General features: G+C 71.7%; 20 protein-coding genes and 1 tRNA gene. 9 read left to right on the top strand and 12 right to left on the bottom strand.

Going from position 1 to position 24,444, the window contains the following annotated elements:
* Nucleotides 1-416 precede the first annotated feature (416 nt).
* The 5 genes from ACFVX9_RS36895 (at nucleotide 417) to ACFVX9_RS36915 (ending at nucleotide 7,715) form a co-directional block, all read left to right on the top strand.
* A complete protein-coding gene (locus tag ACFVX9_RS36895) occupies nucleotides 417-1,358 on the top strand; it encodes a DUF4184 family protein (protein ID WP_387986292.1) in 942 nt (313 codons plus the stop codon).
* A gap of 9 nt (nucleotides 1,359-1,367) precedes the next feature.
* A complete protein-coding gene (locus tag ACFVX9_RS36900; RefSeq protein WP_387986295.1) occupies nucleotides 1,368-4,571 on the top strand; it encodes a BTAD domain-containing putative transcriptional regulator in 3,204 nt (1,067 codons plus the stop codon).
* Between the two features lie 370 nt (nucleotides 4,572-4,941).
* Nucleotides 4,942-6,105, top strand: coding sequence for an alpha-hydroxy-acid oxidizing protein (locus ACFVX9_RS36905; protein ID WP_380379051.1), 1,164 nt, complete (start codon nucleotides 4,942-4,944; stop codon nucleotides 6,103-6,105).
* Nucleotides 6,106-6,468: 363 nt separating this feature from the next.
* Complete coding sequence (locus ACFVX9_RS36910; RefSeq protein WP_380485786.1) at nucleotides 6,469-7,371, top strand: 2OG-Fe dioxygenase family protein; 903 nt, start codon at nucleotides 6,469-6,471, stop codon at nucleotides 7,369-7,371.
* Nucleotides 7,371-7,715 carry a tRNA-binding protein gene (locus tag ACFVX9_RS36915; RefSeq protein WP_063352396.1) on the top strand — a complete coding sequence of 115 codons (345 nt, stop codon included), beginning with the start codon at nucleotides 7,371-7,373 and terminating at the stop codon, nucleotides 7,713-7,715. Before ACFVX9_RS36910 ends, ACFVX9_RS36915 begins: the two co-directional genes overlap by 1 nt.
* A 234-nt stretch (nucleotides 7,716-7,949) precedes the next feature.
* On the opposite strand, the gene ACFVX9_RS36920 is transcribed toward ACFVX9_RS36915, so the two are convergent.
* Nucleotides 7,950-9,140 (bottom strand): agmatine/peptidylarginine deiminase, encoded by a 1,191-nt coding sequence (locus ACFVX9_RS36920; protein WP_387986300.1) that lies wholly within the window; start codon nucleotides 9,138-9,140, stop codon nucleotides 7,950-7,952.
* A gap of 144 nt (nucleotides 9,141-9,284) precedes the next feature.
* On the opposite strand from ACFVX9_RS36920, the gene ACFVX9_RS36925 reads away from it, so the two are divergent.
* Nucleotides 9,285-9,929 carry a TetR/AcrR family transcriptional regulator gene (locus tag ACFVX9_RS36925; protein ID WP_380379047.1) on the top strand — a complete coding sequence of 215 codons (645 nt, stop codon included), beginning with the start codon at nucleotides 9,285-9,287 and terminating at the stop codon, nucleotides 9,927-9,929.
* A 140-nt stretch (nucleotides 9,930-10,069) separates the two neighbouring features.
* Here the strand turns inward: ACFVX9_RS36925 and ACFVX9_RS36930 are convergent, their stop codons facing one another.
* From ACFVX9_RS36930 to ACFVX9_RS36960, 7 genes are all read right to left on the bottom strand, one after another.
* Nucleotides 10,070-10,867 (bottom strand): ABC transporter ATP-binding protein, encoded by a 798-nt coding sequence (locus ACFVX9_RS36930; RefSeq protein WP_363375673.1) that lies wholly within the window; start codon nucleotides 10,865-10,867, stop codon nucleotides 10,070-10,072.
* 109 nt (nucleotides 10,868-10,976) lie between these two features.
* Nucleotides 10,977-11,951, bottom strand: a complete 975-nt coding sequence (locus ACFVX9_RS36935) for an ABC transporter ATP-binding protein (protein WP_387986304.1) — start codon at nucleotides 11,949-11,951, stop codon at nucleotides 10,977-10,979.
* A complete protein-coding gene (locus tag ACFVX9_RS36940) occupies nucleotides 11,948-12,802 on the bottom strand; it encodes an ABC transporter permease (protein WP_387986307.1) in 855 nt (284 codons plus the stop codon). Before ACFVX9_RS36940 ends, ACFVX9_RS36935 begins: the two co-directional genes overlap by 4 nt.
* On the bottom strand, nucleotides 12,799-13,758 hold the full coding sequence (locus tag ACFVX9_RS36945; RefSeq protein WP_079136532.1) for an ABC transporter permease: 960 nt from the start codon (nucleotides 13,756-13,758) through the stop codon (nucleotides 12,799-12,801). The genes ACFVX9_RS36940 and ACFVX9_RS36945 overlap by 4 nt, the downstream gene beginning before the upstream one ends.
* Nucleotides 13,759-13,831: 73 nt before the next feature.
* A complete protein-coding gene (locus tag ACFVX9_RS36950) occupies nucleotides 13,832-15,490 on the bottom strand; it encodes an ABC transporter substrate-binding protein (protein WP_063352388.1) in 1,659 nt (552 codons plus the stop codon).
* A gap of 121 nt (nucleotides 15,491-15,611) precedes the next feature.
* Nucleotides 15,612-16,610, bottom strand: a complete 999-nt coding sequence (locus tag ACFVX9_RS36955) for an agmatine/peptidylarginine deiminase (protein ID WP_244293819.1) — start codon at nucleotides 16,608-16,610, stop codon at nucleotides 15,612-15,614.
* Between the two features lie 97 nt (nucleotides 16,611-16,707).
* Entirely contained in the window at nucleotides 16,708-17,952 is a 1,245-nt protein-coding gene (locus ACFVX9_RS36960; protein WP_387986312.1) for an agmatine/peptidylarginine deiminase, read from the bottom strand.
* A gap of 246 nt (nucleotides 17,953-18,198) precedes the next feature.
* Between ACFVX9_RS36960 and ACFVX9_RS36965 the strand changes: the two genes are divergently transcribed.
* A complete protein-coding gene (locus tag ACFVX9_RS36965; protein WP_063352386.1) occupies nucleotides 18,199-18,795 on the top strand; it encodes a TetR/AcrR family transcriptional regulator in 597 nt (198 codons plus the stop codon).
* 283 nt (nucleotides 18,796-19,078) lie between these two features.
* On the opposite strand, the gene ACFVX9_RS36970 is transcribed toward ACFVX9_RS36965, so the two are convergent.
* Nucleotides 19,079-20,257: an agmatine/peptidylarginine deiminase gene (locus ACFVX9_RS36970; protein ID WP_387986316.1), complete on the bottom strand. Its 1,179-nt coding sequence runs from the start codon at nucleotides 20,255-20,257 to the stop codon at nucleotides 19,079-19,081.
* A 583-nt stretch (nucleotides 20,258-20,840) separates the two neighbouring features.
* Between ACFVX9_RS36970 and ACFVX9_RS36975 the strand changes: the two genes are divergently transcribed.
* Nucleotides 20,841-21,764 (top strand): DUF4436 family protein, encoded by a 924-nt coding sequence (locus tag ACFVX9_RS36975; protein ID WP_380380736.1) that lies wholly within the window; start codon nucleotides 20,841-20,843, stop codon nucleotides 21,762-21,764.
* Between the two features lie 229 nt (nucleotides 21,765-21,993).
* Nucleotides 21,994-22,626: a cyclase gene (locus ACFVX9_RS36980; protein WP_380485799.1), complete on the top strand. Its 633-nt coding sequence runs from the start codon at nucleotides 21,994-21,996 to the stop codon at nucleotides 22,624-22,626.
* 57 nt (nucleotides 22,627-22,683) lie between these two features.
* On the opposite strand, the gene ACFVX9_RS36985 is transcribed toward ACFVX9_RS36980, so the two are convergent.
* The 3 genes from ACFVX9_RS36985 to ACFVX9_RS36995 all read right to left on the bottom strand — a co-directional run bounded on the left by ACFVX9_RS36985 (nucleotide 22,684) and on the right by ACFVX9_RS36995 (nucleotide 24,378).
* Nucleotides 22,684-22,757 (bottom strand) — tRNA-Met (locus ACFVX9_RS36985).
* 107 nt (nucleotides 22,758-22,864) lie between these two features.
* Complete coding sequence (locus ACFVX9_RS36990; RefSeq protein ID WP_380380732.1) at nucleotides 22,865-24,154, bottom strand: ABC transporter substrate-binding protein; 1,290 nt, start codon at nucleotides 24,152-24,154, stop codon at nucleotides 22,865-22,867.
* On the bottom strand, nucleotides 24,151-24,378 hold the full coding sequence (locus tag ACFVX9_RS36995; protein ID WP_387986321.1) for a hypothetical protein: 228 nt from the start codon (nucleotides 24,376-24,378) through the stop codon (nucleotides 24,151-24,153). The genes ACFVX9_RS36990 and ACFVX9_RS36995 overlap by 4 nt, the downstream gene beginning before the upstream one ends.
* Between the last annotated feature and the right edge of the window lie 66 nt (nucleotides 24,379-24,444).

Below are 24,444 nucleotides of genomic sequence, written 5' to 3' on the forward strand. Positions count from 1 at the left end.
CGGCCGACGGCGGGGGCAGCGGGCTGACCCACCCACGCGCAGGGGTCCCACCGGCCGGTGGGACCCCTCGCCGTACCGCCGCCGTCCGAGCCGGCGCGGACCGCTCACACGGCCCGGGCCGCCGCGCACAGCCGTCGTTCCACGGTGTCGGGGCCGCGGCTTGAGGAACAGCACCCGCAGGAACGGGCCCTCGTCGGTGGCGGCCGTGTCGAGGATCCGGAGCAGGGTCGGATGCCGAGCCAACCGCGGTAGCCCACGCGGGTTCGAGTGCGATCTCGTCCAGGAATCTCGGAACCTGCGCGCTTCGGCCCGTACGGACAGCAAGGGATGGCGCGGCGCGTCCGCCAGAGGCCATTAGTCCGTTTGACGTAGCATTCCGTTCGACGGACTATTGGGGTCTGCGCGAGAGGATGCTCATGCCGTTCACCCTGGCCCACCCCGCGGCTGTACTGCCGTTGCTGCGGAGGCCCTTCAGCCGGGCCGCGCTGGTCGCCGGAGCCGTCGCACCGGACCTGCCCTACTTCGTCGTCACCACGGGACTGCCCGTCAGCGCGCAGTCCTGGTACGAACCCTTCGTCAACGCCACGACCTCGCACAGCGCCCCGGGCGCCGTCACCGTCGCCCTGCCGTACGCCCTCGCCCTGTGGGCGCTGCTCCGCGCAGGCCATCGCCCGCTGGCGTCCCTGCTGCCGGTGCCGACGCCCGTCACTTCGTCGCGGCGGCTCCGCACTGCCGGCGCGCCGGCGCGGCGAGCCGGGTGGATCGTGCTGTCCGCCCTGATCGGCATCGCCACGCACCTGGTCTGGGACGCCTTCACCCACTTCGACGGCTTCGTGGTCACCCGTACGCCCTGGCTCAACTCCACGCTGGTGGGCAGCCTCACCTGGGCGCGGGCGTTGCAGCACGCGAGCACGATCGGCGGGCTGGCCACCATCGCGGTGTACGTGTGGCCGAGGCGGGCCCGCCTCCTCGCCGGTGAGGGCCGCACGAAGCCCGGCAGCGCGCTCCGGCGCCCCGTCCTCCTCGCCATGGCCCTGGTCGCGGTCGTCGGAGCCGTCGCCCACGCCTGGCGGTGGCTCGCCGGCCCGGAGGCGGCGACCGACGGGCTCCCGCTGGGCGCCGTGATCGAAGGGGTGCTGTCCGACGCGGCGAAGGGCGTGGGCGCCGGCCTGATCGGCAGCCTGACCCTGTACGTCCTCATGTGGTGGAGTCGGCGCGCCCTCACGGCAACCCGCCTTTGCAGGGTCAGAGTTGACACAGTATGCCTGGGCCCGCAGGGAGAACGCGGGTCCGTTCACCGACAATCGGAACACCAGGCAGAGGCTGATGGCCGGTTCGGCACCCGGCCAACCGGATGAGGGGAACACGTGCGTCCAGATCATGATCAGGATTCGCTGAGCTTCGCGTTGCTCGGCACGCTGCGGGTCCGGCGCGCCAGCACGGACCTGCACCTCGGCGGCCCGCAGCAGCGGTCGGTGCTGGCCGCCCTGCTGCTGCGCCCGAACACGGTCGTGACGGTCGACGAGCTGATCGCCGACCTCTGGGGAGACCAGCCGCCCGGTGCGCCCGACACCACCTTGCGCACCTACGTGTGGCAGCTGCGGAATCTGCTGGAGCCCTTGCGCACGGCGCCCACGGTGCTGATCTCCCGAACGGGCGGCTACCGTCTGGCCGTCGAGCCGGACCGCGTGGATGTGTGGCAGGTCAAGCGCTTGCAGGAGCTGGCCGGGACGTGCGCCGCCGAGCGGCCGCAGGACGCCCGGAACGCACTGGGAGAAGCCCTGACCCAGTGGCGCGGGGAGCCGCTCGCCGGCCTGCCGGGGCCGCTCATGTGCCGCGAGCGGGAAAGGCTTTCGAGGCTGCGCCTCACCCTCCTGGAGGAGCGCCTCGCCCTCGACGTAGCCCTCGACGTAGCCCTTGACGTAGCCCCTGGCGTAGCCCTCGACGCGGCGCTCGACGTTCCCTCCGGCTACCTGCCGGAGCTGGAGCAGCTGGCCGGTGACCACCCGCTCCACGAGCGCCTACAGGAACTGCTCATCCGCGCGCTGCACCGGCAAGGCCGCACGTCCGAGGCGCGTGCGGTCTACGACGCGCTCCGATTACGGCTGGTGGAGCAGCTGGGGATCGAACCGGGGCCCGTGCTCACGGAGTTGTGTCACGATCTCGGTGTGGATGCCACCATGCGATCGAGGACCGGTGCACCTGGGCCGGACTTACGCCCAGACGTACCGTTACCGCCCGAGTCGGCCGACCGCGGGGCCGACCGCAGGGTCGACAGCGCGGCCGACCGAGACGCCGACTGTGGCGCCGACAGTGCGGCCGACCGCGAAGACCTGGACCAACTCCCCCCGGTGCTGTCGCAGTTCATCGGGCGGCAAGACCACATTGCCGGAATCGGACAAGCACTGACCGGACGGACCAGCCCCGCACTGCGACTGGTGACCGTGACCGGGATGGCCGGGGTGGGGAAGACGACCCTCGCGGTGCGAGCCGCCCACACCGTGCGCCCGGACTTCCCGGACGGCCGGCTGTACGCGGATCTGCGCGGCGCCGACCTGGTGCCCGCGAACGCGTCCGACATCCTGGCGGACTTCCTGACAACGCTTGGCGTGCGGGCGGCAGTTGTGCCCAAGGACCTCGAAAGCAGGGCGGCGCTGTTCCGGACCGCCAGCGCGGGACGACGGCTGCTCATCCTCCTGGACAACGCACGCGACGAGGCCCAGATCCAGCCGTTGCTGCCCGGCTCGTCGGAGTGCGCGGTCATCGTCACCAGCCGCACGGTGCTCACCAGCGTGCCGTCGGTCCTGCACGTCGCGCTGGACGTGTTCAGCGAGCCCGAGGCGATCGGCCTGCTCGACTCGGTCATCGGCGCGGCACGCCGGTCCGAACAGGGCCCCCAGGCCAGGATGCTGGTCGATGCCTGCGGCCGGCTCCCGCTGGCCGTACGGATCGCCGCGGCCCGGCTCGCCGCCACCCCGGACCAGCCGATCGCCGAGCTCGTCCGGAGCCTGGCCGACGACCGCGAGGGCATCGACGCCCTCCGCACGGGCGACCTGGCGATCGAGCAGGTCTTCGAGCTCAGCTACCGGCTGCTCCCACCACCCCTGGCCACGGCGTTCCGGATGCTCTCCTGGGCGGAGCCCGACCTCGGTCTGGCGTCGGCGGCCGCAGTCCTGGGCCTGGCGGAGTACCAGGCGGAGCGGCTCGCGGAGTCGCTGGTGGACCAGGCGCTACTGGAGTCGATGGGCGCCGGGCGCTACCGCTACCACGACCTGGTGCGCGCCTTCGCCCGCCGGGCGTCGCTGCGGACCGGCGACCACGAACGGGCCGGCGCCCAGCAGAGGCTGCTGACCCATCTGCTCGGCTGCGCCCGCACGGCCTTCACCCTCGCCGTACCCGGCGACCCGGTCGCCGACGTCTTCGGCGAGCCGCTCCAGCAGCCGGCCGCCCGTCCTGGCCGCCCCCCGGCCGCCCCGGCTTCCTTGCGCGCTAAGATCGCCCCGGTCTTTCAGGTCTCCCCGGTCTCCCCGGTCTTCGCGGATCTGGCGGACGCCCGCCGGTGGGCCCGGACCGAGACACCCGGAGCCGTGGCGCTCGCGGCCGCCGTCGCGACGGACACCCTGCGCGTCATCGCCGACGGTCGGCCCTCGGCGGGGACCGACCTGCGCGCGGCCGTCAACCTGCTGATCGCCCTCAGCCCGCTCGGCCTCGGCGCCGTGGGCGGCCGGGCGGAAGACGCCACCCGCACGCTGATCGCCGCCGCCGTCGCGGCCGGCGACCGTTGCGCGGAGGGCCGGTCGCGGTTCCTCCTCGGCACGGTCCTGCTGGCCCGGGCCCGGCTCGGCGAGGCCGGCGCACAGGCCCGGCAGGCCGCCGAAGCCTGCCGGGAGGCGGAGGACCCGGCCGTTCTCCGGCAAGCCCTCAACGACCTGGGCCTCATCGCCCAGGCAGAGGGCCGGCACGAGGAGGCGATCGCCGCCTTCGACGAGGCGGTGGTGCTCGCCCGGCAGCTCGGCCACCGGTCCGGCGAGGTGGCGAGCACCGCGAACGCGGCCCTGTCCCGCATCCGCACCGGTCACGCGGCCACGGCGGTGCAGACCTGTCAGCGGATCCTCGCCGAGCCCGGGGGGACCGCCGACGTCGCGATGACCGCGTACGTGCACTACGTCCTCGGCCTCGCCTACCAGGAGCTGGGCCGACTCGACGACGCCGCGGCGCAGTTGCAGTCCTGTATCTGCTGCGCGGGCGTCACCGGCGATCTCAACCGGGAGTCGGCCGCCCGAAGCCGCCTGGCCGACGTCCTGCGCCTGCTCGGACGGCTCGACGAGGCCGTGCAGCAGGCGGAGCGGGCACTGGACCTCGCAGAAGAAGGTGGGCGACAGCGCGAACGCGCCCTCGCCCACCTGGTGTTGGCCCACGCGATGACCGCCCGGGGCGACCACCACGCCGCCCGGCATCAGGAGGCGAAGGCGCGTCTACTGCTCAGCCGCCTCAGCGCCCCGGAGGCCGCCGACGTGACGTCGATGCTGGCCGCCCTGGCGACCGCCGACCGGACTCCTCACCCCCGGTAGCGGATGACGAGACCGGTCCCGTTCCACGTGATGTGCCCCGAGAGGCAGTGCACGTCGGCCGACCCGCCGCAGGCCTGTGCCGACGGCTCGGTCGGCGAGCCCTGCCGCACGGGGGCCCCCGCGCCCACGGCAACAGCGCCCACCACCGGCGCCAGCACGGCCGCACCGGCAACAGCCGTACGGACAACAATCGTTCGAAACACGTTGACGCTCCCTACGTACCTATGGCAAGACGTCCGAACGCTCGCAGGGGTCGGTAGACATCAGATCAACGCAACCGTCACTCCTGTCACTTCCGTCACTCCCGCACACGCACACGCACACGCACACGGACACCACACCGCGTCACACCAGCAGGAGGTTGGGAACCATGGCCCAGCAGTTCGGTGACTACCAGAACGAGATCTACTTCGACGGCCTGCGCGGGGTGCTGCCCGCCCTGCCGATGACGTACGCCGGGCTGGAGGCCGGGGCGCAGGCCGCCCTCCCCCCGTCGATCTGGTCGTACGTGGCCGGCGGCGCGGGGGACGAGCACACCCAGCGCGCCAACGTCCGGGCCTTCGAGCGGTGGGGCCTCTACCCCAGGATGATGGTCGGCGCCGCCCGTCGCGACCTGACCGTCGACCTGTTCGGCCACACCCTGCCCTCGCCGCTGTTCCTGGCGCCGGTCGGTGTGATCGGCCTCTGCGCCCAGGACGGCCACGGAGACCTCGCCGCGGCCAGGGCCGCCGCCCGCACCGGTGTGCCGATGGTGGCCTCCACCCTCACCGTCGACCCGCTGGAGCAGGTCGCGGCCGAGTTCGGTGACACGCCCGGCTTCTTCCAGCTCTACACCCCGACCGACCGCGACCTCGCCGCCAGCCTGGTGCACCGCGCGGAGGCGGCCGGCTTCCAGGGCATCGTGGTCACCCTGGACACCTGGATCACCGGCTGGCGTCCGCGCGACCTCGCGACGTCCAACTTCCCCCAGCTGCGCGGCCACTGCCTGGCGAACTACTTCACCGACCCGGTCTTCCGGGCCCGCCTGGCCAAGGCCCCCGAGGAGGATCCGGGTGCGGCGATCCTGGAGTGGGCCGGTATCTTCGGCAACCCGCTGACCTGGGACGACCTGCCGTGGCTGCGCTCGCTCACCGACCTGCCGATCATCCTCAAGGGCGTCTGTCACCCCGAGGACGTCCGCCGGGCCCGGGACGGCGGCGTCGACGGCCTCTACTGCTCCAACCACGGCGGCCGCCAGGCCAACGGAGGCCTGCCCGCCCTGGACGCGCTGCCCGCCGTGGTCGAGGCGGCGGGCAGTCTGCCGGTGCTCTTCGACTCCGGGGTGCGCAGCGGCGCCGACGTGGTCAAGGCGCTCGCCCTCGGCGCCACCGCGGTCGGCGTGGGCCGCCCGTACGCGTACGGGCTGGCGCTCGGCGGCGAGGACGGCATCGTGCACGTGCTGCGCTCACTGCTGGCGGAGGCCGACCTGCTCATGGCGGTCGACGGCTACCCGGCCCTGGCCGATCTGACCCGCGAGGCGCTGGTACGCCTCTGAGGCGGACGGCGTCCGAAATTCACGACACGTATTCGGTGGCGATGCGGTCCGTACTTCCCCGAACTACTTGAACCCGGTTGGGGTGAAAGCGGTCCTGGCCGGATCCCTGCGGTCGGCCTTGACCGTCAGGAAGTCATATGGATGACTGATCGTCACTTGACTGTGATCTACGGGTTCGTGGAACAGTCAAGACCTTGAATCAGCCATGTCGCGCACGTAGATCTATCGTTGACTGATCATTGATCAGCGGCCCATAGGTTTTTCTCGTCGGAGGCGATCGGTTCCACCCCGGGCGGACGTCGCCAATGACACGAGAGGTCCCGCGGGGAGTCGTCCCCTGAACCGAAACGGAGTATCCATCTTATGAACACCAACGACTTCGACCAGGTCATAGCCGAGTTGACCCGGATCAAGAAGGAGTACGTCGAGCAGCGTTCGGCCTTCGTCCCCGGAGAGCGCATGGCCGACTTGCTGAAGGGGCTCGGCGCCACCGACGCCGACCTGGCCCAGCTCCAGCGGGTGAGTGACGACCTGCCGGACGATCCCACCCTCCCCTTCCGCCAGTCGAAGAACGGACGCTTCCACTTCGACGTGAAGAACGGGACGGTCGACCGGGGCGAGTTCCAGCCGTTCGCGCTGTCGGCCGACGAGGACTTCGTACGGCATGACTCCGGAAAGAAGCGTGAGTTCGCGGAGGTCGGTGACGACCTCCAGCTGAACCGGGCCTTCCAGGGGCTGCTCCTGTTCAAGGCGTTCATGGTCCAGGACGTGGAGATCGCGCACCGCCCGAAGCTGGACTACGACTACCCCGGCTGGGTGTGCACCCTGTTCAACCTGCGGACCGTCACCACGCCCGAACTCGTCGGCGAGCCCGCCCTCGAAGGGGTGCACAGCGACGGCGTGGACCACACCATGACCACCCTGCTCGGCAGTGAGAACATGACCGCCGACAGCGCGATCACCTTCCTCCACGACATGCGGCAGATCAACGCGGTCCGCTGGGACGAGGTCGAACCGGAGCTCGTCGTGGGCCAGTACCAGCACCGCCACTTCCTCGACACCATGCTGGTCGTCGACCACGAGCGGAAGCACAGCCTCTCCCCGGTGGTCGCCGCCGACCCGCAGCAGACCTCCACCAGGGACATGCTGATCTTCTTCACGCGGAAGCCCGCCATGGAGGGTCACATCTCCCACACGCACGACTCCCTCGCCTGCCATTCCGCCCTGCCGATGTCGGTCGAACTGCTTCCCTCGGTGGCGGTCTGATGGCGGCGGACGAGATCACGATCACCGACTTCCTGAACGTCGACATCCGTGCGGGCCGGATCGTCCGCGCCGAGGCGTTCCCGCGCGCCCGCCGACCCGCGTACAAGCTGTGGATCGACTTCGGTGATCTGGGCGTTCGGAAGTCCAGCGCCCAGATCACCGACCTGTACGCGCTCGACGACCTCGAAGGCCGCCTGGTGATGGCCGTGGTGAACCTCCCGCCCCGGCAGGTCGCGGACTTCATGTCCGAGGTCCTCGTCCTCGGGGTGCCGGGCGAGGGTGGCGGCGACGTGGTCCTGATCGCCCCGGACCGGGAGGTCAAGCCGGGAGCGCGGCTGCTCTGACGCGAATCGGCAGGTGACCGGCCGGACAACCGGGCCGGGGACGCTGCGGAGGATCGGCCTGACGTCACTCTGCGGGAGCCCGGGGGTGAGATTCCCCCGGGCCTCCCGACCGGCTGGCTCGGTCCCGTTCGTGGAGGGTGAAGAACCTCTTCCTGCGCACCTCTGCCGGCCGGGTCCTGCACCGATCGTTCAAAACTCCGTCCGCGCATGCCACGCACGTGTTGCTGACGTGTGTCAGACGGCGGGCTGTTGCTGGGTGACGCAGTGGATGCCGCCGCCGCCGGCGCCGAGGGAGTCGATGTTGAGCTGCTCGACGGTGCGTCCGGGGAAGAGCCGGGCCAGGGTCGCCCGGGCGGCGGCGTCGGCCGTGCTGTCACCGAACTGGGCGGAGATCACGGCGCCGTTGCACGCGTAGTAGTTGGCGTAGGAGGCGACGAAGTTCTGGTTGGTGGAGCGGATCTTGTAGTAGTCCGGGCCCTGGAGTTTGGTCACCGCGGTCGGACCGCCTGCGGCCGTCGTGGCGGCGGACAGGATCTGGTACTGCTCGCGCGCGTCGTTCGCCCACGCGTCGTTGTCGGTCGCCAGCGGCATCTGGACCAGCCCGGCGCCGGGTGCGAGGAAGCGCGAGGTGGCGTCGACGTGGTCGTCGGTGATGTCCTGGTTCCTGATGCCGGTGAACCAGATGACCTTGGACGCACCGTAGGCCTGGCACATCGCGGCCTCGATCTGCGCCTGGCTCATGCCGGGGTTGCGGTTGTCGTTGACGATGCTGCTGCGGGTGGCCATCAGGGTGCCGGCGCCGTCCTGTTCGATGGCGCCGCCTTCGGCGATCAGACCGGCAGCCGTGAACGGCACCCCGACGTAGGCGGCGATGCGCTGGGCGACCAGCGCGTCGTTGGCGTGGGTCTGCCGGTTTCCCCAGCCGTTGAAGTTGAGGCCGATGGCGTCGAGTGCTCCCGGGCCGTTGGCGCGGAAGACCGGGCCGGTGTCGCGCATCCAGCAGTCGTCGACGGGGATCGTGGTGATCACGGTGACCGACGAGCCGCACAGGGAGCGGGCCTTGGCGGCGCTCGCGGGGTTGGCGCACATGACGACCGGCTCGTACTTGGCGATGGTCTTGGCGATCAGCGCGATGTTCGACTGGACGCCGCTGAGCTGGCTGCGCCAGATCGCGGTGCTGTCGGGCCAGGCCATCCAGGTCCGGGTGTGCCGAGCGCCGTCGATCGGGACGGCGAACGCACGCGACAGCGCGGTGCCCTCGCTGCGGGAGTCGCGGGAGTTGCGGAGGCCGGCCGCGGCGGCGGTGGAGCCTGTCGCTGACGTCACGGCCAGGCCGGCTGCGGTGAGGCCGGCCGCGGTGAGGAACTGTCGTCTGCCCAGGCCGGGTCTGCCCAGGCCGGACTTGCTCGGGACGTGATCGTTCATCGGGTCCTCCGGTCAACTGCCCGTCTCGGCAACGGGATTGACTCGAAAGGTAGAACTAACCAAGCGCTCGGTCAATTATCTGCGCAGGATCGGACGAAGATTCCTGGAGCGGGGGCCTGGCCGGAGACGTCCTAGAGTTGCGCCATGGCGACAGGCGAGAAGGAACAGGTTCAGGCGGCCCCCGTGGTACCGCAGGGGCGCACGCGCTCGTCGGCCAAGGGGGAGCAGACCCGGTCACGGCTCGTCTCCGCCGCCCGGACCCTGCTGGCCGGCGAGAGCGCCGGGCGCTTCACCACGCGCAACGTCGCCGCGCTGTCCGGCGTTTCGCACGGGATGTGCCACTACCACTTCCGCGACCGCACCGATCTGATCGTCGCGGTGATCGAGGACATCCGGCCGGAGTGGATCTCCCCGCTGGAGGAAGCGGTGGACGGCCCCGGCGACTTCGCCGAGCGGGCCGAGCGCGTGATCGGCCTGCTGACCCGGGGCGAGAGCCCGGACCTGTCGCACCTGCACGCGGCCCTGCACTGGCACGCCCTCAACGACGAACGCGTCCGGGGGAGTCTGGAGCAGGAGTACCTGCGCTGGCGGTCGTGCTTCGTCCGGCTCTTCCAGGTGCTCGCCGACGAGCGGGGCGGCGGCATCGACCCGCGACCCCTGGGCGAGGCGGTCGCGGCGGCGGTGGACGGCCTCGCGGCCATCCAGTCCCTCGACTCGAACGTGGACGCGGCAACGGTGCTGGGGACGCTGGTGCGCGCGCTCGCCGGAGCACCAGCCGGGACGGCGTAGCACGCCCTGCGCCCCGGCGTCGTCCGCCCGTCGTCCGCCCGTCGTCCGCCCGCGGGCCGAACGACACCGGGGCCCCGTGGAGTCCGCCGACCCCGCGGGACCCCGGCAGTCCGGAGGGTCCGACAGTCCGGAGGGCCCGGCTACAGGGCCCGGCGGGCGTCCGCGATGGACCGCGGGTCCCAGCCCGGCCTGGGCACGGAGTCGAGCAGCAGCCGGGTGTAGGCGTGCCGGGGGCGGGCGAGGACCTCGGCGGTGGGGCCGGACTCGACGATCCGGCCGTGCCGCATCACGACCACCTCGTCCGTGACGCACCGCACGACGCCCAGGTCGTGGGTGATGAACAGGTAGCCGATGCCGGTCTGTTCGCGGATGTCGGCGAGCAGGTTGAGGATCTGCGCCTGCACCGAGACGTCGAGGGCGGCCACCGCCTCGTCGAGGACGAGGACGGCGGGCTCGACGGCCAGCGCGCGGGCGATGGCGACGCGCTGGCGCTGGCCGCCGGAGAGCTGGCGGGGCAGGGCCTCGGCCTCGCGCTCGCCGAGGCCGACCTGGTCGAGGAGTTCGGCGATCCGGCGGGGGTGGTCCGCGTCGGGGAAGTGCAGCCTGAGCGTTTCGCGCAGCGCGGCGCCGACACTGGTGCGGGGGTCGAGGGACAGGTACGGGTCCTGGAAGACCATCTGGACCTCGCGGGCGCGGGCCAGCCGGTGGGCCCGGCCGCGCCGGTGCTCGGTGCGGTCCCGGCCGTGCACCAGGACCCGCCCGGTGTCCGCCCGTTCGAGCCCGACGACGATCCGGGCGGTGGTGGTCTTGCCCGACCCGGACTCGCCGACGATGCCCAGCGATCCGCCTTCGGCCAGGGTGAAGGAGACGTTGTCGACCGCCTGGACGCTCCCGTAGGCGCGGTGCAGGCCGACGGCCTCCAAGACGGTCTTCGGCATCGCTGGTTCTCCTCCGGGGCTCGTCGTGACGGGGCTGGTTGTGGCGGGGCTGGTCGTGGCGGGGCCGGGCGTGCTGGGGCCGGGCGTGGCGGGGCCGTCGGCAGTGCTCCTAGGCATCGGCGGTCACCTCCGCGACGCGGTCGCCGTGGTGGCAGGCGGCCCGTCGGGCCGGCTCGTCGGCGAGCGGCAGCAGGGCCGGCGCCCGCTCGGTGCACACCTCGGTCGCGAGCGGGCAGCGGGCGGCGAAGGGGCAGCCCGTCAGGTCCTCGCGCAGGCTCGGTGGCCTGCCGCCGATGGCGGCCAGCCTGCCCCGGGGGGAGTCCAGGCGGGGGGTGGAGGCGAGCAGCGCGGCCGTGTACGGGTGGCGCGGCCGCTCGAACAGGGCCGCGGCCGGCCCGGTTTCGGCGATCCGCCCCGCGTACATGACGTAGACGCGGTCGCTGATGGCGGCGGCGAGTCCGAGGTCGTGGGTGACGAAGACCAGTGCGGTGCCGAAGCGTTCGCGCAGGTCGCCGAGGAGGGCGACGACCTCGGCCTGGGTGGTGACGTCCAGCGCGGTGGTGGCCTCGTCGGCGAGGATCAGGGCGGGGTCGCCCATCAGCGCGCCCGCGATCATGACGCGTTGCAGCATGCCGCCGGACAGCTGCCCCGGGTACTTGCCGAGCGTGGTCTCCGGGAGCCCGACGGCGGCCAGCATCTCCGCGGCCCGTCCGGCGGCGGCGTCGGCCCCGCCGGGGCCCCGGCGGCTGGTCTCGGTGAGGAAGTCGCCGATGCGCCGGAGCGGGTTGATGGAGGCGCGAGGGTCCTGGAAGACCATGGCCGCGGTGTCGGTGCGCAGGCGGCGCAGCTGTTCCGGGCTCATGGTGAGGACGTCGTCGCCGTTGACGCGCACGACGCCCTCGGTGGTGGCGCCGCGCGGCAGCAGCCCGAGGACGCTGCGGGAGGTGAGGCTCTTGCCGGAGCCGGATTCGCCGACGAGGGCGACGGTCTCGCGGGCGTCGACGGTGAGGTCGACGCCGTCGAGGACGGGCCGGGCGGTGCCGGGCAGGCGCAGCCGCAGGCCCTGGATGTCGAGGACGTTCAACGGTCCCTCCTTGCGACCTGGTCGGCCCAGCGTTCGCCGACGACGTTGAAGGCGACGACGGTCAGCACGATGGCGACGCAGGGCAGGATCGCCGACAGGGGGTAGCCGTGCTGGATGGCGGTCTGGCCGTCGAAGACCATGCGGCCCCAGTCGGGGGTGAGCGCCGGGACGCCGAGTCCGAGGAAGGAGAGGCCGGCGAGGTCGATCAGGGCGTAGCCGAAGTTGATGGTGGACTGGGCGAGGACGACGGGGGCGATGCCGGGGATGATGTGGCGCAGGCAGATCTGGAGCCCGGAATGGCCCTGGACGCGGTAGGCCTCGACGTAGGGGCGGGAGCGTTCGGCGAGGACGAGTGAGCGGCTGAGGCGGCTGACGTAGGGCAGGTAGGCGATGGCGAGGGCGATCACCGGGGCGATCAGCCCCTCGCCGTAGACCGCGACGATCAGGATCGCCAGCAGCATGCCGGGGAAGGCGAAGACCAGTTCGGTGGAGCGGGACAGGACGGAGTCGAGCCAGCCGCCCCGCCAGGCCGCGGTGACGCCGATGGCGACGCCGGCCAGGGTGGAGAAGGCGACCACCCCGAGCGGGCCGAGCAGCGAGGTGCGGGCGCCGAGCATCAGCCGGGACAGGGTGTCGCGGCCGGCGGCGTCGACGCCGAGCAGGTGGTCGCCGGAGGGGCCGGCGAGGGCGTTGCCCAGGTCGACGGCGTTCGGGTCGTACGGGGCGAGCCAGGAGGCGAGCACGGCGACCAGGACGACCACGGCGACGAGGCCGAGGCAGAGTTGGTACAGGGGTGCTCGGGCGGTGCGCAGTCGGGCGAGGCCGGGGCGGCGCAGGACGGTGGTGCTCATGCGGCGGACCTCTTCGGCGCGAGGGTGACCCTGGGGTCGACCAGCGGGTGCAGCAGGTCGACGACGAGGTTGACCGCCATGAACAGCCCCACCATGAGCAGGGAGATGGCCTGCACGGTGGGGAAGTCCTTGGTGGTGGTGGACAGTTCGAGGAGCTGGCCGATGCCGCCGACGCTGAACGCGGACTCGACCAGGACGGTGCACACCAGCAGGGTGGAGACGATCAGGCCTCCTGTGGTCAGGACGGTGCCCAGGGCGTTGCGGAACACGTGCCGGCGGATCACCTCGTGCTCGGCGACGCCCCGGCTGCGGGCCACGGTGACGTGCTCCTGGCCGAGGACCTCCTGCATCGCGGCGCGGGTGACCCGGGCGAGCATGCCGATCAGGTAGAGCGCCAGGGCGACGGCGGGCAGGGCGAGGTGCCAGAGCATCTGGCCGAGTCCGTCGCCGGTGCCGCCGGTCGGGAACCAGCCGAGCTTCACCGCGAACAGGCCCTGCAGCAGGACGGCCGCGACGAAGGACGGGGTGCCGACGGCCACGGTGGTGGCGACCAGGATGGTCGAGTCCACGGCGCCGCCGCGGACGGCCCCGATCCAGCCGAGGAGCACGCCGATGGCGACGACCAGGAGCAGGGCCATGGTGACGAGCAGGAGGGTGGCGGGCAGCCGGTCGGCCAGCAGCCGCGACACGTCGGTGCGGTAGGTGATGGAGCGGCCGAAGTCGCCGTGGACGATCTGGCCGAGCCAGCGCAGGTACTGCAGCAGGAACGGTTCGTCCAGGTGGTACTGGTCGTTGATCGCCTTGAGTGCCTCGGGGGAGGCGGAGCGGCCCGAGAGCAGGAAGCTGGCCGGGTTGCCCGGCGCCAGGTACATCGCGCCGAAGATCACGAAGGAGGCGCCGAGGAGGGTGGCCGCCATCTCGGCCAGCCGTCGTGCGGTGAAGCGCAGGAAACTCACGTGGAAGCCCTCACGTCCGGGGGCGGGGCGGCGGCCGGGAGGACCGGCCCCCCCACGGTGGATCCGGGAGACGTCACTGGGCCGAACCCACGTCGGCCGCCCACGGGTAGTACATGTAGGAGATGGTGGTCGGGGCGCCGGTGATCCTCTTGTTGAGGAACACGGCGGTGGGCCACTCGGCGACCGGGATCCACAGCAGCTGGTCGGACGCGGTCCTCTGGAGCTGCGCTTCGAGGGTGAAGCGCTCCGCCGGGTCGGCGGCGGCGGTCGCCTTGTCTACCAGGTCGTCGTAGGCCTGGTCGCTGTAGCCGGCGAAGTTCTGGTAGGCGCCGGTCTTGAAGTTGGCCAGCAGGTCCAGCGGGTCGGTGATGGAGTCGTAGTACGTCTCCGGGAACAGGTCGATGCCCTCGCGCGCCTTCGCGTCCGTGAACAGCGCGGTGAAGGCGTTGGGCGCGATCGTCTTGAGCTGGACGTCGAGACCGATCCTGGCGCCGGCCGACTGGACGGCGGTGGCCAGCAGCGAGACGTCCTGGCCGATGGAGCTGGTCGCGACCGTGACGGTCTTTCCGGTGGCGCCGGCCTCCTTGACCAGGGCCTTGGCCCGGTCGATGTCCGGGGCGGTCGGGGTGAGCCCCTCGAACGCCTCCTTCTTGACGTCCGGCGGCGCCGCGGCCCAGGCCGCGCGGGAGGTGAGGGAGCCGGTGGCGCTGCCGGCGCCGGCGAGCCCGGTGCGCACGAAGCCGGAGCGGTCGAGGGCCAGCGACAGCGCCTTGCGGACGCGGACGTCGCCGAGCACGCCCTTCATGTTGGTGACGTTGACGTTGACCGTGCTGAGGCCCTCGCCGAAGTAGAGGGTGCCCACGCCGCTCTTGCTCAGGCGGTCGTAGCTCTCGGTCGGGATCAGGTAGCCGCCGTCCGCCTCACCGCTGATCATGGCGTTGACGCGTGCCGAGGGGTCGGTCAGGAAGCGGAAGTCGACCTTCGCGGACTTGGCCTTGGTGCCCCAGTAGCCGTCGAAGCGCCGCAGCTGGATGGACTGGCCCTTGTTCCAGGAGCCGAGCTGGTAGGGGCCGGTGCAGTCCAGGCTGCCGGAGGTGCCGTAGTCCTTGCCGGCCGCCTCGATGCCGGCCTTGGAGGCGACGACGCCCGCGGCCGTGGCCATGTACTGGTTGAACTGCGAGTCGGGCTGCTTGAGTTTGACGGTGACCTGGAGCGGGCCGCTCTTGGTGACGGTGCTGACGTTCTGGAACTGCTGGGCCCAGGCCGCCGCGTTGTCGGGGTTCATCTGCCGGCCGAGGCTGTACACCACGTCGTCGGCGGTCAGCACGCCGCCGTCGTGGAAGTGCACGTCGGGCCGCAGGTCGTAGACCCAGGTGGTGGGGTCGGGGCTGGTGGTCTTCGCCGCGAGCCCGGGAGCCAGGGTCAGCTGCGGGGTCCACCGCATCAGGCTCTCGCACACGTTGGACAGGATGGTGTTCTGCGGGTAGTCGAACGCCGAGATGTAGTCGAGGGTCGGCGGCTCGGCGTACAGGGCCCAACTGAACGAGTCGAGCTGGCCCTTGGCGGCGGGGGTGTCGGCGGACAGCTTGTACGCCTGGTCGCCGCTGCCTCCGTCACCGGTCTTCGGCGGCCCGGCGCAGGCGGCGACCAGGGCGAAGGCTGCCAGGGCGGCGGCCGGCAGGGCGTAGCGGCGGTGCGGGGATCTGTGCTCCGGGCGCTGGCTTCGTGGCATCGAGGGTTCTTTCTTCCAGGCTCAACGGGGGTCCGGCGGGCGGGGGGCGGGGGCGGCCCTGGCAGCGGGGGTTCGCTGCCCGGGCCGCGGCGACGGGTGGGTGGTTGTGCGCGCGGGCGGCTCAGGCGGTGGGCACCTGCTGGGTGATGCAGTGGACACCGCCGCCGCCGTAGGCGATCACCCGGGAGCGGACCCCGACGACCTTGCGGCCGGGCAGGGCGGCCGCGATGGCGGCGAGGGCCCCCTCGTCCTCCGGGACGTCGGCGACCGGGACGACGACGCCGCCGTTGGCGATGTAGAAGTTGAGGTAGCCGACCTCGACGTCGGTGCCGTTGACCTCGACGAAGGCGCTCTGCGGGACTTCGAGGATCTCCAGCCTGCGGCCCCGGGCGTCGGTGGCGGCCGCCAGGACGGCGTGGTTGGCGCGCATGCGCTCGTAGTCGGGGTGCTCGGGGTCGGCGGGCAGCTGGACGATCACCTTGCCGGGGGCGACGAACGCGCAGACGCCGTCCACGTGGCCGTCGGTCTCGGTGTCCAGCAGCCCGCCGTACGGCAGCCAGATGATCGTGCTGACGCCGAGCTTCGCGATCAGCTCGGCCTCGATCTCCTCCTTGCTCATCCCCGGGTTGCGGTTCGGGTTCAGCAGGCACTGCTCGGTGGTGATCAGCGTGCCCTCGCCGTCGACCGTGATCGCCCCGCCTTCGAGGATCATCCGGGAGTCGATGCGCTCGACGCCCAGGCGCTCCAGCAGCCGCCCGGCGATCAGGTCGTCGGTGTCGTACGGGTGGTGCTTGCCGCCCCAGGCGTTGAAGCGGAAGTCCACACCGGCCCGCCGGCCGTCCTCGCCGAGTACGAAGATCGGCCCGGAGTCGCGGAACCACGAGTCGTCGATGGGGAGTTCCACGACCTCGACGCCCTCCCCGCACAGCTCCTGCGCCTCGGCGCCCCGGTCCGGCAGCGCGACCATCGTGACCGGCTCGAACTCGGCGATCGCCCGGGCGACCTGGGCGTACTCCCGCTTGGCCTCCTCGAAGGTCTCTCCCCAGAGGTCCGACCTGGTCGGCCAGGCCATCAGGCACCCGTCGTGGGGGGTCCACTCGGCCGGCATCTGGAACGTCATGACGGATCCTTCTCTCTTGTTCTAATTTTCAGTCAGGATGGGGTCGAGAGTGGCCGACCGAGGTGGTCGGCGGGGGCTCGGCCGCGCTCAGCCGCGCTCAGCCGGCGGGCGGTACGGCGGGCTGCGACTGGGTGGAGCAGTGGATGCCGCCGCCGCCGCTCGCGATGTTGTCGATGTTGAGCTGGACGACGGTGCGGTCGGGGTACTTGGCCTGGAGGATCGCGTAGGCGACCCCGTCCGCGTAGCCGTCGCCGAACTGCGGGACGAGGACGGCGCCGTTGGCCGTGTAGTAGTTGGTGTAGCTGGACAGGAAGTCCTTGCCCGTCCCCCGGATGGAGTTGCGGTCGGGGCCGGGCAGCTCCGTGATGGTCAGCCGGCGGCCCTGGGCGTCGGTGGCGCTCTGCAGGGCCTGCCTGGTCTGCTGGTAGACCTCGACCCACCGGGGGTCGGTGCCCGGGCCGGGCTGGTCCAGCATGACCTGGCCGGGGGAGATGAAGCGGGCCAGGCAGTCGATGTGGCAGTCGGTGATGTCCTGGCCGGCCAGGCCCGGGACCCAGATGACCTTGTCCAGGCCGAGCGTCGACCTCAGCGCCTGCTCGACCTGGTCCCGGGTCATGCCCGGGTTGCGGTTGGGGTTCACCAGCGAGCTCTCGGTGGCCAGCAGGGTGCCCTGCCCGTCGGTCTCCAGCGAGCCGCCCTCGCCCACGAACGGGGCCTGGACGCGGGCGATCCCGTACTGGGACAGGAGCGTGCCCGCGGCCGCGGCGTCGTTGGCGTACGGCTGGTAGTAGGAGGTGCCGCGCTTGCCCCAGCCGTTGAAGTTGGTGTCCACCCCGGCGACGGCGCCGGGTGCGACGACGAAGGTCGGGCCGAAGTCCCGGATCCACAGGTCGTCGTTCGGGATCTCCAGGACCTCGATGCCGTAGTACGCGCCGGAGCCGCAGTAGTACCGGGCGTCGGCGGCCTGCCCGGGGCGGGCCAGCACCGCGACCGGCTCGTAGCGCGAGAGCTCGTACGCGACGTTCGCGATGTCCCGGCGGACGCCCGACAGCTGGCTGCGCCAGACCGAGGACAGGGCGGGCCAGGCCATGAAGGTGCGGGTGTGCCGGTCGGTCTCCGCGGGCATCCGCAGCGTGGCGCCGGACGGCGTTGTGGCTGTGTCTGCGGCCGCGTCCGTGGCTGTGGCTGTGGCTGTGGCTGTGGCTGTGTCCGTGGCTGTTTCTGCGGCCGCGGCGACCGAGGTGCCGAGGCCGGTGGCGAACGCGGCGCCGAGGGCCGCTGCGGGCAGGGCGGCAGCGCCGAATCTGAGCAGGCTGCGGCGGGTGGGAACGGGCGTGTCCAAGAGGACTCCCTCGGGGGCGGGGAGGTGTGGGGTGACGCACATCTTGGCTGCAACTAAAAATTCAGTCAATACCCGATACGTACGGTATCGCGGTTTTCCTTGTCGCACCGGCCTGGCCCGAGCCTGCCGTGAACCTGCCGTGAGCCCCGATCCGAGGTCGCCCGCCTGGTCGCAGGGTCATTGAGCCCTGAAACTTTGATCAGGAATTCCTCCACGAGAGGCCCCGGCCGGGTAGGGTGATCGCTTGTGTCGGATCGTCGAACAGAGATACTCATCGCCGCCACCCGCGTCATCGCGCGGCGTGGCGTGCGCGGGCTGCGCGTGGGTGAACTGGCCGCCGAGGCAGGGGTGTCCACCTCGCTGCTGTACTACCACTTCACCGACCGGGCCGGGCTGCTCCGCAAGACCCTGGAGTTCATCAGCGACCGGGCGGACCGCTACACCGCCGAGGGGGACTCGGCGGGGTACTCGGACGATCCCCGACGCGACCTCGAACAGGTCCTGCTCCTGGAACTCCAGGACACCCCGGACGTGCGCGAGAACAGCACCGCCTGGGGGGAGTTGAGGGCCAGCGCGGTCTTCGAGCCCGATCTCCGGGAGGAGCTGGCACGGGCCACCCACGCCTGGGTGCACGACGTCGCGGACCTGCTCGGCCGCGCCCGCCCCGAGGCCACGGCGCCGGCCCACACGGCCTCCGCCGAACGCCTCACCGTCCTGATCGAGGGCCTCAGCGCCCGCTGGCTGACCGGCTCGATGCCGCTGGAGCACGCACGACGCCTGCTCCGGGAGGCGATCGAGGTCGAGCTGGAGGCGCTGCCGGCCGTCGTACGGTGCCGCTGCTGACCGACCTTCCACCTGCCCGGGGTTCGGTGCGGGCCGCCGCGGCCCAGTTCTTCACCCGACACCTGAGGTGAGGCCGGGCCGTCGGACCGGCGGCAGACGGTAGCCGATGTCGGCCGGCCTGCCACTGGCCGACGGCAGGTCCCGGCCGTCTACAGGTCTCTGCACCGTGGGCCCCTGCCGAACTCTCGGCAGGGGCCCGTGCTGCCCGAAGTCAGAACTGTTCGATTTCTGCAGAGCTTCGAGGAGGCCGCACGCCCCGGCGGGTGTCAGTCGAACCGCGCGTTCACCCGACGGCCGGGATGTCGTGGGTGGCGCAGTGGATGCCGCCACCTCCGGCGGCGATGTTGTCGATCTTGACGGGGACGATCTCGCGGTCGGGGAAGTGCTGCTTGAGGATCTGCTGGGCGCGGTCGTCGGCGCGGTCGTCGCCGAACTTCGGGAGGTAGACGCCCTTGGAGCCGACGTAGAAGTTCATGTAGGAGGAGACGAAGGCGTCGCCGCGGCCGGTGATCTTGTCGGGGTCGGGCTGCTGGAGTTCGATGACGTCGAGCTTCTTGCCGCGGGCGTCGACGGCGTCCTTGAAGACGCCGCGGGCCTGGTCGGCGGAGCGGGACCAGACGTCGGCGGGCGAACCGGGGAAGGCCTGGTCGAGCAGGACGACGCCGGGGGCGGCGAAGCGGGTGAGGCAGTCGACGTGGGCGTCGGTGATGTCCTTGCCCTTGACGCCGGCCAGCCAGATCACGGTGGTGACGCCGAGGGCCTTCTTGAGCTCGGCCTCGACCTGGTCGCGGGACATGCCGGGGTTGCGGTTGCCGTTGACGACGGAGCTCTCGGTGACCAGCAGGGTGCCCTGGCCGTCGGTCTCGAAGGAGCCGCCTTCGGCGACCAGCTTCGTCTCGATGCGTTCGACGCCGTACTTGGCCAGGACGGTGCGGGCGATCTTGCCGTCGTTGGCGTGCTGCTGCTTGTTGCCCCAGCCGTTGAAGTTGAAGTCGACGCCCTTGACCTTGCCGCCCTCCTCGACGAACACCGGCAGGGTGTCGCGGGCCCACAGGTCGTCGACGGCGATGGGGACGACCTCGACGGCGGAGCCGCACGCGCTCTGCGCGGCGTCCCTCTGCTCGGGGCGGGCCATCAGGACGACCGGTTCGCGGGCGGCGATGGTCCGCGCCAGGCCGGCGATGTCCTTCCGGACGTCGGGGAGCTGGTCGCCCCAGACGTTCTCCGAGGCGGGCCAGGACATCACGGTGCGGACGTGCTTCTCCCATTCGGCGCCGAAGCGGCGTCCGCCGGGCGCCGCCGGGGCCCCGGACGGCTGCGGCGCCCCGGACGGCTGCGGGGCCTGCGTGGCGTCCTCGACGGGTTCGTCGAGGTCCGAACAGGCGGTCAGGCCGAGGGCGAGGACGCCCGCGCCGCCGAGGGAGCGCAGGATGGTGCGGCGGGACAGATCAGGGTGGGGCACGGGATTCTCCGGTCATGGGGTAGCGCTGGTTGTCGCGGCTGCCGGCGTCGAGGCGGCGGTCGCCGAACGAGGCGTTGCCGAACGAAGCGGTTGCCGAGCGGGACGGTGCCGAACGAAGCGGCGACGACGGCGCCGTTGACGACGTGGATGCCGAGGCGGGAGCCGGTGAACTTCGAGCTCGCCGTCAACACTTTCATTGACTGAAAAATCGGTCAAGCCTGTGAGTCGGCCCGTCCGCTGATGAAGGGCGCCGGGACGTGCGACGGCCGCCCCATCGGACCCGTACTCCAGCTGGACCCTGCTCGCACTCGTGGCCCCTCGTCGCCAGGGCCTCATCGGCGGTGTGCGGTGCCCGGCCCCTCGGCGCCGTTGCGCCGCAGATCACCGCTCTCTCTGGATTTGACTGAATTTTCAGTCTAGTAAAAGATGCGGGGGCACCCCCGGTCCCAGGACCAGCCCGCCGCAGCGCGGGCTCCGTGCCCCCTGGCGGCCCGTCCACCCCCCCACGGAGGCGGGCCGCCAGGGCCTCCGCCGCGCACGCGTCGGCCGCCGCCCCGACTCCACAGCTTCAGGAAGGACGACCGTGCAGGTCACCACCGATGACACCAGCGCGACCAGCCCGGTTGCGCGCCGCGCTCCTCGCCACCGCTGGCGGTTCGCCGTCGTCCTGGCGATGGTCGTCGCCCTGTGCGGGAGCGGGATCGGGCTGTACCTCAACGAGCGCAACACCCGGGAGCAGACCCGCGAACTGGCGATCCCCTCGGCCCAGGACTGGATCGAACTCGACGTCACCGCCCAGGACGTGGACCCGGCGGCCCAGCAACTGACGCTCTACATCACACCCGTACCGCACGGCAGGCTCGCCGCCGGCGCCGACGGCCAGGCCTTCAGCCGACCCGTCGAGATCACCGTCACCGGCACACCCAGGACGACCATCCGGGCAGCCGAGGGCGAGAGCGCGGCGCCCCAGCTCGTCCACATCGGGATGTACGACGGCACCATCACCGACTACCCCTTCGACCGCTACCGCATGGAGGCCGGCTTCACGGCCACCAGCGGCGCCACCCCCGTGCCGGTCGGCCTGGTCCTCACCGACACCGACCCGTTCTTCGTCGTGCGCCCGCAGGCCACGGCCGGGGCCACCGGCGCCGTGGCCCTGGACGCGAAGATCACCCGCTCCCGCAGCACCTTCATCCTCGCCTGGTTCATGATCGCGGCGATGTGGGCCATCGCCCTGGCCGTCCTCGGCGCCGCCGAGGTGCTCTACCGCAAGCGCGAGGGCCTGGTCTGGCCCTCCCTGGGCTGGATGGCGGCCAGCCTGTTCGCCCTGATCGGCATGCGCAACGCCGCCCCCGGCTCACCGCCGATCGGATCGCTGATCGACTACCTCGCGTTCTTCTGGGCCGAAGGAATCATCGCCGCCAGCCTGGCCTGCACCGCCTGGTGCGGCATCCGCACCGAGCACCGGCAGCGCCGCGAACGCGAGGCCGCCGCCGACCAGCCGTGAGGCCCGGCGGCGGCACCCCGTGGGCGGCGAGGCCGGAGAATGGCCGGAAAGTGCCGCAACTACCTTGCGCAGCAGGATTGTTGGGGGTCCCTGACGCGCCCATGCTGAATTCGCCCGGCCTGTGCCGGGCCGCCGGGTGGCCGGGCGGCTCAGGTACCCCACGCCCCGACGCTCGCGCGCCCCACCCTCACCCCCCCACTTCAGGCTTCGCGGGAGAACCCTCATGGGAATGACCTCTGCTCTGCGACGTGCCTCGGTCGTACTCGCCGGCGGCGTGGCCGCGGTCGGGCTGTTCGCGCCGACCGCCGCGGCCGCGGACACCCCGGTCGTCCTGGCCTGCCAGGCGACTCCGCCGATCGGGTCGGCACAGACCTTCAACCTCAACGCCGGTGTCAACGCCGCCGCGCCCGCCACCGTCGCGGCCGGCAGCCAGTTCACCGTCACCCTGGCCCCCGACGCGCTCACCGTGCCCACCACGGTGGGCGGTTACAGCATCCAGTCGATCAGCAACATCGTGCTCACCGTGCCGGTCCCCGCGAACGCCACGCTGACCGGCGAGTCGCTGACCGGCGGCTCCGGCTACTCGGGCAGCGCGAGCGTCGCGGTGAACAACGGCAACGTCGTGCTCACCGTGAACGGGTCGGTCGACGGCGGCGGCACCTTCACGCTCCCCGCGCTGACCCTGAACCTGGCCGCCGGAGCCTCCGGCAGCGTCATCAGCACCTCGGTGGCCGGTACGAGCTACGCGAACCCGGGGCTCACCTTCACGGCGACCGTGCCCGTCTCGTTCTTCACCGTCGACGTGCCCACCGCCTGCTACCCCGCCACCGCGCAGGCGCTCAGCACCACGACGGTGAGCTGACCGGGGAGAACAGCACTGGGGCCGACGCACAGTGTGCGTTGGCCCCAGTGGCAGAAGTAGCGGGGACAGGATTTGAACCTGCGACCTCTGGGTTATGAGCCCAGCGAGCTACCGAGCTGCTCCACCCCGCGTCGGTAGTACCGACCTTACGGCACCGGCCGGCGATCACCTAATCGGTTACCCGGCGGCCGGGTACGTGCGGCCGCCCGAGATGCGGGTTGCCGTCCCCAACCGAAAGTCAGGCGTAGACGGTGGCCCGGACCCGGTCCAGGTCCGTGAGCAGGGTGTCCAGCTGCGAAGGGTCGTTGGCGTAGGCGAGCACGGCTCGGTAGAACGCGCTCTGCATCGCGTCCGGCATCAGGTCGGAGGCGTCGAACCGTACCGCCCGGGCGTCGACCAGCAGTTGGCCCAGGCGTCGGGACAGGGCGTCCGGGTAGACGGTGGTGGGCACCTGGCGGTTGGGGCTCAGTGCACCGCCGCGGGCCACCCAGATCTGCTGCGCCTCGGGCGTCGTGAGGTAGGCGACGAGTTGCTGGGCGGCCGGGGTGGCGTGGAACATGCCGAGCAGGTCGCCCGCCACCTCCTCGGTGCCCTTGAACCCTTCGTCGATGGTCGGGAACCGGGCGAAGTCGTAGTCCTCGCCGGCCTTGAGCTGCGGGTCGCCCTGCTGGTAGTAGTCCGTGATGAAGGACGCCGCGTGCTCGAAGTAGCAGCCCGGCTGCCGGCCGAACAGCGAGTTGCCCGAGCCGGCGAAGTCGGTGAGCAGCATGCCGCGGGAGTCACCGCGGACCAGGCCCTTGGCGGCGACCACGTCTCCCCAGGTCTGCCAGGCCCGTTTGATCGCAGGAGAGTTCCAGGCGAGCACGCCGCTCGCCCACTGGTCGTAGACGTCCGGCCCGGACTGGGCGAGGACGATGTCCTCCAGCCAGTCGGTGCCCGGCCAGCCGGAGGCGGAGCTGGACTCCAGCCCGACACACCACGGGGGGACACCCGCCCCGGCGATCTGCCGGTCCAGGGTGTTCAGCTGGTCCCAGCTGCCGGGTGGCGTCCAGCCGTGTGCGGCAAGGGCCTTGGGGGAGTACCAGATGAGGCTCTTCACCGAGGCCTTGACGAACACGGCGTACTGCTTGCCGTCCACGGCGCCCAACCGCACCCAGCTCGCTCCGTACTGCGCGGCCATGCCCGGCAGGTCGAGCGCACCGTCGAGCGGGGCCAACCGGCCGGCCCGGGCGTACTGCACCAGCTTTCCGGGGCTGGAGAGGACGGCGAGATCGGGCGGCGTCCCGTTGTCGACCCGATCGGCCAGCACGGTGTCGGAGTCCCGGGAGCCCTGGTAGTCCACCCTGATCCCGGTCCGCTGCTCGAACGGCGCGACCATGGCCAGGAACGAGTCCCGCTCGCTGCCGGTCCAGGTGCCGAGCACATGGACCACAGGTCCCGACCCGCCGCTGCTGCAGGCCGTGGGGCCGAAGAGGGCGACCAGCAGCAGGGCGAGACAGGCCCGGGCCCAGCGGTCCGCCCTGCTCATCGCGCGGCCCGGTACTCGTCGATCCGTGGCCAGAGGCCGCCCAGGCAGAGCACCGCGATGGCGGCGCACAGCACCGGGAGCGCGCGGCCCAGGCCCAGGTCGGAGCGGGCCGCCGATTCGGCATCGGCCAGCCGTTGCCGGTCCAGCTCCGTGAGACGGGCCAGGTCGGCGTCGAACGCCGCCCCGGGGGCGGGCAGGTTGGGGGAGGAGGGGGAGGAAAGCACTGGCGCACCCGGGGGGGTGGCGGCGGGTGCTGTGGCGGGGTCTGGAGTATGTGAATTCCCATATAT

The sequence above is a fragment of the Kitasatospora sp. NPDC058243 genome (assembly GCF_042882025.1).
Taxonomy (GTDB): domain Bacteria; phylum Actinomycetota; class Actinomycetes; order Streptomycetales; family Streptomycetaceae; genus Kitasatospora.

Bases quoted from the DNA above. Each gene is read 5' to 3' on its own strand.
- ACFVX9_RS36905 (WP_380379051.1), top strand. From the start codon at position 4,942: ATGGCCCAGCAGTTCGGTGACTACCAGAACGAGATCTACTTCGACGGC.
- ACFVX9_RS36990 (WP_380380732.1), bottom strand. From the start codon at position 24,154: ATGAGCAGGGCGGACCGCTGGGCCCGGGCCTGTCTCGCCCTGCTGCTG.
- ACFVX9_RS36980 (WP_380485799.1), top strand. From the start codon at position 21,994: ATGACCTCTGCTCTGCGACGTGCCTCGGTCGTACTCGCCGGCGGCGTG.
- ACFVX9_RS36940 (WP_387986307.1), bottom strand. From the start codon at position 12,802: ATGAGCACCACCGTCCTGCGCCGCCCCGGCCTCGCCCGACTGCGCACC.
- ACFVX9_RS36955 (WP_244293819.1), bottom strand. From the start codon at position 16,610: ATGACGTTCCAGATGCCGGCCGAGTGGACCCCCCACGACGGGTGCCTG.
- ACFVX9_RS36920 (WP_387986300.1), bottom strand. From the start codon at position 9,140: ATGAACGATCACGTCCCGAGCAAGTCCGGCCTGGGCAGACCCGGCCTG.
- ACFVX9_RS36895 (WP_387986292.1), top strand. From the start codon at position 417: ATGCCGTTCACCCTGGCCCACCCCGCGGCTGTACTGCCGTTGCTGCGG.
- ACFVX9_RS36915 (WP_063352396.1), top strand. From the start codon at position 7,371: ATGGCGGCGGACGAGATCACGATCACCGACTTCCTGAACGTCGACATC.
- ACFVX9_RS36950 (WP_063352388.1), bottom strand. From the start codon at position 15,490: ATGCCACGAAGCCAGCGCCCGGAGCACAGATCCCCGCACCGCCGCTAC.
- ACFVX9_RS36910 (WP_380485786.1), top strand. From the start codon at position 6,469: ATGAACACCAACGACTTCGACCAGGTCATAGCCGAGTTGACCCGGATC.
- ACFVX9_RS36930 (WP_363375673.1), bottom strand. From the start codon at position 10,867: ATGCCGAAGACCGTCTTGGAGGCCGTCGGCCTGCACCGCGCCTACGGG.
- ACFVX9_RS36925 (WP_380379047.1), top strand. From the start codon at position 9,285: ATGGCGACAGGCGAGAAGGAACAGGTTCAGGCGGCCCCCGTGGTACCG.